Origin of the sequence: Limnohabitans sp. (genome assembly GCF_044361985.1) — a bacterium.
In the GTDB taxonomy this organism is placed as follows: domain Bacteria; phylum Pseudomonadota; class Gammaproteobacteria; order Burkholderiales; family Burkholderiaceae_C; genus Limnohabitans_A.
In genome coordinates, this window is sequence record NZ_JBIKHV010000115.1 from 1 (window position 1) to 6,233 (window position 6,233).

The following is a 6,233-nucleotide window of genomic DNA, read 5'->3' on the forward strand; positions in this document are numbered from 1 at the left end:
GTGGTGAAGTGGCCGTAATGGGTGGTCAGCTTGGGCGCCAAGCCTGGAATTTTGTCTTGCGTGGCTTGGGCTTCGGCCAACAACGCAGCGTCGGGCGTGTCGTATTCGCGGGCAATTTGGGCCAGCACCTGCAACTGGGGCGCCGTGATCTCGCCATAAGGCACGGCCACCCGCAGCATGGGGGCGTAGCGCTGCACGTACCAGCCGTTTTGCAGGCGCAAGGGCTTGAACTCGTCGCCCGTCAACTGGCCCACCTGAAAGCGCTCGAGTTGATCGCGGTGCTGCGCGGCACGGGCGCGCACAAATTGTTTGTCAAATTCGGTGTAGTGGTACATGGTGAAAACTCAGATCAAAACCGGTGGGGGGCCCGCCTGGGCCAACAAGACGGTCATCAGGCAGCGGACACGCGCTGGGGGATGGGCGTGACTTTAAGGGCTGCTTATGCTTAAACAAACGATTTTTTAGTTGTGCTTATATTCTTCGGGCTTATAAGCCGGCTAAGCCGGGCAAGCTGGGTAAGCCGGGTAAGACGGGCACGGCAAGCTGTTGGGTGCCTGGGGGAGGTGGATGTCCCGCAAGCTTTAGGTTTTTTAGGCGCTGTTAAAGTCAACGGCCCTGACCACACCCCCTGGAGCCACTCATGAACCGCCTGATCGCCGCTGGCCTGCTGGCTGCAGCCACCACAGCTTCTGTTTTCGCCCAGACGCCCATCAAGATTGGTGAAATCAACAGCTATTCGGCCATTCCCCAATTCACCCAGCCCTACAAGCAAGGCTGGCAGCTGGCGGTGGAAGAGGTCAACGCCCAGGGCGGGCTGCTGGGCCGCAAGGTGGAAGTGATCGCCCGAGACGACGCGGGCAAGCCCGAAGAGGCCTTGCGCCATGCGATCGAGCTGTCGTCGAAAGAAAAAGTGGATGTGCTGGCTGGGGGCTTTTTGTCCAACGTGGGCCTGGCCCTGGCTGACCATGCCGCCAAGAGCAAGCGGCTGTTTGTGGCCAGCGAACCGCTGACCGATGCGATTGTTTGGGAAAAGGGCAACCGCTACACCTTTCGCCTGCGAGCCAGCACCTACATGCAATCGGCCATGCTGGTGGAAGAAGCGGCCAAGATGCCCGCCAAGCGTTGGGCCACGATCGCACCCAACTATGAATATGGCCAAAGCGCCGTGGCCAGTTTCAAGGAGTTGCTCAAGGCCAAGCGCCCCGATGTGGAGTTTGTCAGTGAGCAGTGGCCCGCCCAGGGCAAGATTGATGCGGGCAGCACGCTGACCGCGACCATGGCCAACAAGCCCGATGCCATCTTCAACGTGACCTTTGGCGCCGACCTGGCCAAGCTGGTGCGCGAGGGCAACCAGCGCAACGTGTTTCCCAAGACGCCGGTGGTCTCGATGCTGTCGGGCGAGCCCGAATACCTGGAAGTGCTGAAAGACGAAACCCCCAAGGGCTGGATCGTGACCGGCTACCCCTGGGACCAGCTCGACAACAAAGATCACGCCAGCTTTGCCGCCAACTATTACAAGAAGTTCAACGAGAACCCCAAATTGGGCTCGGTGGTGGGCTACGCCACCATGCAAGCCATATTTGCGGCCATTAAAAAGGCCAACTCGACCGACAACGAAAAGCTGGTCATCGCCATGCGGGGGCTGAAGTTCAGCACGCCCTTCGGGCCTGCAGAATTTCGTGCCCTTGACCAGCAGTCCACCATGGGCGCCTACGTGGGCAAGCTGGACCTGCGCGGTGGCAAAGGCACCATGGTGCAGTGGCGCTACGCCGACGGCAAGGCTTACCAGCCGACCGACGCGTATGTGAAATCGCGCCGCCCCGCCGAAGCCATGAAGTGAGCGGACCGCTGGCCTGATCTGCGATCAGGCGGGTCGTCAAGCCCCGGCCACACCCCAGTGGGCAGCATCGCTGGCGTGCCAGAACTCTGCAAAGGGGCTGGGCAAGCGGGCCTGGCCTGCCGGGTCTTGCAGCAACTGGCCTGGCGCCAGCGTGTCCAGCGTGCTGGCCAGTGTGCAGGCATGGCCTTGGGCGTTGCGCACCATCAGGTGCTGGGGGCTCATGTCATCCGGGCTTTGCAGGCCTGCAGCGCCCAGCAAGTCGGCCAAGGCGTGCATCGTGTTGGCATGAAAGTAATACACCCGCTCGGCCTTGTCGGTGACCACAATGGCGCGTTGGCGCACCGGGTCTTGTGTGGCCACGCCCGTGGGGCAATGGTCGGTGTGGCAACTGCGTGACTGGATGCAGCCCAGTGCAAACATGAAGCCTCGGGCTGAGTTGCACCAGTCAGCGCCCAGAGCCAGGCAACGGGCGATGTCAAAGGCCGAAATCACCTTGCCCGAAGCGCCGATCTTGATGCGCTCGCGCAGGCCTGCCCCCACCAGGCTGTTGTGCACCAGCCGCAGGCCATCGCGCAAAGGCATGCCCACATGGTCGGCAAACTCGATGGGCGCAGCCCCGGTGCCGCCTTCGGCACCGTCCACCACCACAAAGTCGGGGGTCTGGCCTGTCTGCACCATGGCTTTGACCAGCGAGAACCATTCGGCCGGCTGGCCCACACACAACTTGATGCCCACCGGTTTGCCCCCGGACAGCTGGCGCAGTTGTGCCACAAAGCTCAACAATTCCAACGGGGTGGTGAAAGCCGAGTGCCTGGCCGGAGAAACGCAGTCCTGGCCCATGGGCACACCCCGTGCCTCGGCAATTTCAAGGCTGACCTTGGCTTTGGGCAGCACCCCGCCGTGGCCAGGCTTGGCGCCCTGAGACAGCTTCACTTCGATCATCTTGACCTGGGGCGACTGCGCTTGCAGCGCAAAGCGCTCGGGGTCGAAGTGCCCATCCGAGGTGCGACAGCCAAAATTACCCGAGGCGATTTGCCAGATCAGGTCGCCCCCGTGCTCCCGGTGGTGGGCCGAGATGCTGCCTTCGCCCGTGTCGTGCGCAAATCCCCCCAAAGCCGCGCCTTTGTTCAAGGCCTTCACCGCGTTGGGCGACAAGGCCCCAAAGCTCATGCCCGAGATGTTGAGCCGTGACAGCTCATAAGCTTGCTGGCATTGCGAGCCCCCGACGCGAATGCGAAACAAGGCCGGGTCTGGCTGCACGGGTTGCAAGGAGTGGGCAATCCATTCCGTGCCGGCGCTGTACATGTCCTTGATGCTGCCAAAGCCACGCTTGTCGTTTTGTACCTTAGAGCGCGCATAGACCATGGCGCGCTGGTTGCGCGAAAAAGGCAGCTTTTGCTCGTCGTCTTCCAAAAAGTACTGCCGAAGTTCGGGCCGGATGTATTCCAGCGCATAACGCAGACGGCCCGTCAGCGGGTAGTTGCGGCGCACCGCTTGTTTGGCCTGCTGGAAGTCCACCCAGCCCAGCACAAACAACACCCCGAAGCCCGCGCTGGCCCAGGCAGAAAAAGGCCAGGCCAGGATGGCCGCTGGCGCTGTGACCAACCAGGGCAGGTAGCGAGACAAGGATTGACGAGCCATGAACTGCCCCTTCAAAAAAGGCTCATCCTAGGCGGTATTGGCGATTTTGTGGAATTTATGTTTGAACGAAGCGTTCTGCCGACAAATGCTTGACCAATGCGGGGGGCAAGGGCAGGGGCTCGTTGTTGAGCCAGGCGGCAGCAAGCTCGCCGCACAGCACGGCCAGGCTGATGCCGCGCGCGCCCATGCCGGCACACAGCCACAGCCCGGGCAGGCGCTGGCTGTCGATGGGGCCAACCGCGGGCAGGCGGTCGGGCAGGGTACAGCGCAAGCCTGCCCAGCCCTGCACGTGTTCAGGGGAAAACTGGTCGTGCATGGCCGCTCCCAAATCAGGCAGCAAAGTGGCCAGCCGCAGTTGGTTGGCCGCATGGTCTTGCACCCGCACGGGGGCTTGGGTGCAGTCGCGCTCAAAGGTCGAGCCGATGAACCAGCCGGGTTGCCCGTCTGGCGCGGGCACGCCGCTGATGAAGCTGCCGTGGCCGTTGACTGGAAAGGGGGGCAGCAGCTGGCGCTGGGGCCCGCTCAGCGCGCTCATGCGCCCAAAACTGATCTGGCCACGCAAAGGTTTCAGCGGTACGGTCATCCCCGGCAAGGGGTTGAGCAAAGCCAGGCTGTCAAAGGCGCTGGCCACCACCAGCAAGGGCGCCTGGCCCAATGTCTGGCCTTGGGCATTGCTTGCGGTCCAAATCTCGCCGCGCCGTTCAATGGCGTGCACCGCTTGCCCCCAAAGTACCTCAACGCCTGGCGTTTGCAGCTGCGCCGCCACCAGTTGCCCGGGCCGGATCCAGCCCGCCTGGCCATGCCACAGTGCCGGCGTTTCGGGGGGCAGGCCTGAAGCGGCGATTTGCGCTGCGCTGGCCAGGGTGCTCATGTCGTGTGGATGGTCAGCACCGGTGTTGGTGTCGGTATTGGTGCTGTTGCTGTTGCCAGCGCCAGGATCGGCTTTGGGCAGCCTGCGTTTGCCCGCTAGGTTGTGCTCCAAAACCCCTGTCAGGGCCCAGTCGGTGCCGCTTCGCAAGAGGGCCTCGGCGCGTTGCAACGTGGCCCGAACGCCCGCACGCGTGATGCGTGAGAGCACGTTGTCGTCGGGCGAAACATGGGGCGCGGCCAAACCCGCAGGCAGGCCCGAAGCGCCAGCACCCACTCCTTGAGCTTGGTCAATCACCGTGACGGCCCAGCCCCGCGAGGCCAGGCTGTGCGCCACGGCCGAACCCGACAGGCCGGCACCGATCACCAGTGCCTGGCGAGGTTCAATGCCGGTGTGGCAGAAGCCGGGGTGCAATAAGGGGGAGGCCAAACTCAGTTGGCGGGTTCAGCTGGCGGGAGGTGGCACGTAACCTTGGGCGGCGTCAGCGCCATCGCCAAAAAAGTGGTTTTCCATCTGGCGGGCCAGGTATTGGCGGGCGCGCAGATCGGCCAGGTTCAGGCGGTTTTCATTGACCAGCATGGTCTGGTGCTTGAGCCAGTCGGCCCAGGCTTGCTTGCTGACGCCTTCCCAGATGCGCTTGCCCAGATCGCCGGGGTAGGGCGGAAAATCAAGACCCTCTGCTTCTTTGCCGAGTTTGATGCATTGAACGGTGCGTGCCATGGGGGTCCTTGAGTCTCTTCAGAGCGATGGGTTATAGAGATATAAAATCTTTGTATTTCCAGCAACGAGCAAGTCACTGGACAATACCGCTGAGTTGCCAATAGCGACTTTCAGCTGGTTTTTTCAAAACCACGACTGTAGCAAGCTTCTGCTTTCCTTTTCCGGCCTGGGGTCTGAACCCCATCCCACCTGTTGGATCACCATGAGTGCTTTTCTCGAAGAACGCGTTTTGAGCGTTTACCACTGGACCGACCGTCTGTTCAGTTTCACCACCACCCGTGACCAGGCCCTTCGCTTTTCCAACGGTCATTTCACCATGATCGGTTTGCATCAGGAGGGCGGCAAGCCCTTGCTGCGCGCCTATTCCATTGCCAGTGCCAATTACGAAGAGCACCTGGAGTTCCTGAGCATCAAGGTGCCCGACGGCCCATTGACCTCCAAACTTCAACACATCCAGGTGGGCGACACCATTGTGGTGGGCCGCAAGCCCACGGGCACCTTGTTGATCGATTACTTGTTGCCGGGCAAAAACCTGTATCTGCTGTCCACTGGCACGGGGCTGGCGCCCTTTATGAGCATCATTCGCGATCCTGAAACGTACGAGCGCTTTGAAAAAGTGATCCTGGTGCACGGTGTGCGCCAGGTCAATGAACTGGCTTATCACGACTACATCACGCAAGAACTGCCAGCCCATGAGTTTTTAGGCGAGATGGTGTCAAGGCAACTGCTGTACTACCCCACCGTGACCCGCGAGCCCTATAAAAATCAGGGTCGCGTGACGGACTTGATGGACAGCGGCAAACTGTTTGCCGACTTGGGCCTGCCCCCCCTGAACCCCGAGCAAGATCGGGTGATGATCTGCGGCAGCTCGGCCATGCTGCGCGACCTCAAGCACATCTGCGAAGCACGGGGTCTGAAAGAAGGCAACACCAGCACGCCGGGGGCCTTCGTCATTGAACGGGCTTTTGCCGATTCCTGACTTGGCAGGGGCTTTGTCAGCCGCCCCACCGAGTCGGCGCGAACACGGGGGCACAATGCCCCCGTTGCTTTTGAAACCCCGCATGTTGCACCCTTTGCCCGTCACCCTTTTCACAGGCACCCTGCCCAAAGACAGCCCATGAAGTTTTCGTCGATCACCCTCCAGCGCTGGATGCTGCTGACCGC

5 protein-coding genes and 1 pseudogene are annotated in these 6,233 nt (G+C 61.7%); 2 read left to right on the top strand and 4 right to left on the bottom strand.

The genetic code is table 11. From position 1 onward, the window contains the following. Positions 1-335 (bottom strand): annotated as a pseudogene (locus ACIQ3A_RS13230) (nitrite reductase); the annotation flags it as partial. Between the two features lie 305 nt (positions 336-640). Here ACIQ3A_RS13230 and ACIQ3A_RS13235 point away from each other — a divergent pair. Then, complete coding sequence (locus ACIQ3A_RS13235; RefSeq protein ID WP_396432196.1) at positions 641-1,840, top strand: ABC transporter substrate-binding protein; 1,200 nt, start codon at positions 641-643, stop codon at positions 1,838-1,840. A 36-nt stretch (positions 1,841-1,876) separates the two neighbouring features. Here ACIQ3A_RS13235 and ACIQ3A_RS13240 read toward each other — a convergent pair whose 3' ends face one another. The 3 genes from ACIQ3A_RS13240 to ACIQ3A_RS13250 are packed head-to-tail and all read right to left on the bottom strand — an operon-like array spanning position 1,877 to position 5,069. Then, a complete protein-coding gene (locus ACIQ3A_RS13240; protein WP_396432197.1) occupies positions 1,877-3,481 on the bottom strand; it encodes an FMN-binding glutamate synthase family protein in 1,605 nt (534 codons plus the stop codon). Positions 3,482-3,536: 55 nt separating this feature from the next. After that, on the bottom strand, positions 3,537-4,778 hold the full coding sequence (mnmC, locus tag ACIQ3A_RS13245; protein WP_396432198.1) for an FAD-dependent 5-carboxymethylaminomethyl-2-thiouridine(34) oxidoreductase MnmC: 1,242 nt from the start codon (positions 4,776-4,778) through the stop codon (positions 3,537-3,539). A gap of 15 nt (positions 4,779-4,793) precedes the next feature. Further along, entirely contained in the window at positions 4,794-5,069 is a 276-nt protein-coding gene (locus ACIQ3A_RS13250) for an oxidative damage protection protein (protein WP_396432199.1), read from the bottom strand. Between the two features lie 202 nt (positions 5,070-5,271). Between ACIQ3A_RS13250 and ACIQ3A_RS13255 the strand changes: the two genes are divergently transcribed. Next, a complete protein-coding gene (locus ACIQ3A_RS13255) occupies positions 5,272-6,048 on the top strand; it encodes a ferredoxin--NADP reductase (RefSeq protein WP_396432200.1) in 777 nt (258 codons plus the stop codon). The last annotated feature ends 185 nt before the right edge of the window (positions 6,049-6,233 follow it).

Excerpts from the sequence above, each read along its gene's own strand:
- ACIQ3A_RS13235 (WP_396432196.1), top strand. The coding sequence starts at position 641 with ATGAACCGCCTGATCGCCGCTGGCCTGCTGGCTGCAGCCACCACAGCT.
- ACIQ3A_RS13240 (WP_396432197.1), bottom strand. The coding sequence starts at position 3,481 with ATGGCTCGTCAATCCTTGTCTCGCTACCTGCCCTGGTTGGTCACAGCG.
- ACIQ3A_RS13250 (WP_396432199.1), bottom strand. The coding sequence starts at position 5,069 with ATGGCACGCACCGTTCAATGCATCAAACTCGGCAAAGAAGCAGAGGGT.
- ACIQ3A_RS13255 (WP_396432200.1), top strand. The coding sequence starts at position 5,272 with ATGAGTGCTTTTCTCGAAGAACGCGTTTTGAGCGTTTACCACTGGACC.